This is a genomic window from Geofilum rhodophaeum, assembly GCF_002210225.1.
Taxonomy (GTDB): domain Bacteria; phylum Bacteroidota; class Bacteroidia; order Bacteroidales; family Marinilabiliaceae; genus Geofilum; species Geofilum rhodophaeum.
The window spans coordinates 1-1,459 of record NZ_MWUJ01000062.1; the positions used below are offsets into that span (position 1 = coordinate 1).

At 41.7% G+C, this 1,459-nt stretch carries 1 protein-coding gene; it reads left to right on the top strand.

Annotated elements, in window-relative coordinates; genetic code table 11:
* Positions 1–54 precede the first annotated feature (54 nt).
* Positions 55–1,281, top strand: coding sequence for an IS256 family transposase (locus B4W65_RS17025; protein ID WP_088656358.1), 1,227 nt, complete (start codon positions 55–57; stop codon positions 1,279–1,281).
* The last annotated feature ends 178 nt before the right edge of the window (positions 1,282–1,459 follow it).

A 1,459-nucleotide genomic window follows, 5' to 3' on the forward strand; every position in this document is an offset into this window, starting at 1 on the left:
GAGGGTGTAATTTAAACTCTGTCCAGAATTTGAAAATTACTAATTTTGGACCTCATGACACATTACGAAAAGGAAAGTCCCGAATACCGGGCTATGCGCGATCTTGCAATATCGCAATTACTGAGCGGAAAATCATTAACAAGCAATGGCGGGGTTTTTGCTCCCATCATCAAGGAATTTTTAGAAAGCGCCCTTGCCGCTGAAATGGAAGTGTTTTTAGATGAAGATCAGCGTGCTGATGGCAATAAACGTAATGGGAAAGGGTCAAAAACCCTTAAGACCATTGCAGGAGAAGTAACAATTGACACTCCAGCAGACCGGCACAGCAATTTTGAACCCGAGATCGTAAAAAAGCGTCAGCGGATTTTGGCAGACAATCTGGCTCCTCAAATCATTTCCCTTTACGGTAGGGGGTTGAGTCTAAGGGATATATCGGCTCAGCTAAAAGAAATGTACGATACAGAAGTATCGGCAAGTGTGCTAAGTGAAATTACCGATCGTATTATTCCTCAAGTGGAAGCCTGGCAAAGTCGACCACTGGATGCTGTCTACCCAATCGCCTGGCTTGACGCAATACATTATAAAGTAAGGGACGAAGGGAAAGTTGCCAGCAGAGCTATGTATAATGTTTTGGCTATCAACAAGGAGGGTAAAAAGGAGCATATTGGAATGTATGTTTCAGAAAGTGAAGGGGCTAAGTTCTGGCTGTCGGTTTTGACAGATCTTAAGAGCCGTGGAGTCAAAGATATATTGATTGCATGCACCGATAACTTATCTGGTTTTTCCGAGGCCATATTGAGCATCTTTCCTAATACAGAGATCCAAAAATGTGTAATCCACCAAATCCGTAACTCCTTGAAATATATCGCATCCAAGGATAAGGCGACCTTCATGAAAGATCTCAAAAGAGTCTACCGTGCGGTTAGTAAAGCTGAGGCAGAAAGAGAGCTTGAAGAATTGGAGCAGAAATGGGATAAAAAGTACCCCATAGTAATACGTTCATGGAAAAACAACTGGCCCGAACTTTCGGTTTATTTCAAATATGATGAGCCTATTAGAAAGTTGATCTACACTACAAATGCTGTAGAAGGCTTCCATCGCCAGGTACGAAAAGTTACCAAAACCAAGGGAGCTTTTACCAGTGATATGGCATTAATGAAGCTAATCTATTTAACGACAGAAAATGCTGCAAAAAAGTGGACCAAACCCTTACCCAATTGGGCACTAACCTTCCAGCAATTATGCATTCATTTTGACGGGAGATTAAATCCTGATATCTAACATCCAAAACCCTGAAAGCAAATATAGGTCGCCCTTAGAACCTGTCAAGGGTATATAAACAGCCTCGTTCCTCGGCTGCCCTTGACAGAACCTAACGGCTTTCCCAAAGAGGCTTTCAAGAATTGGATGAAAGAAAAAATATGAGTTAATTTAAACAACTAAAAATAGGACCGGACAG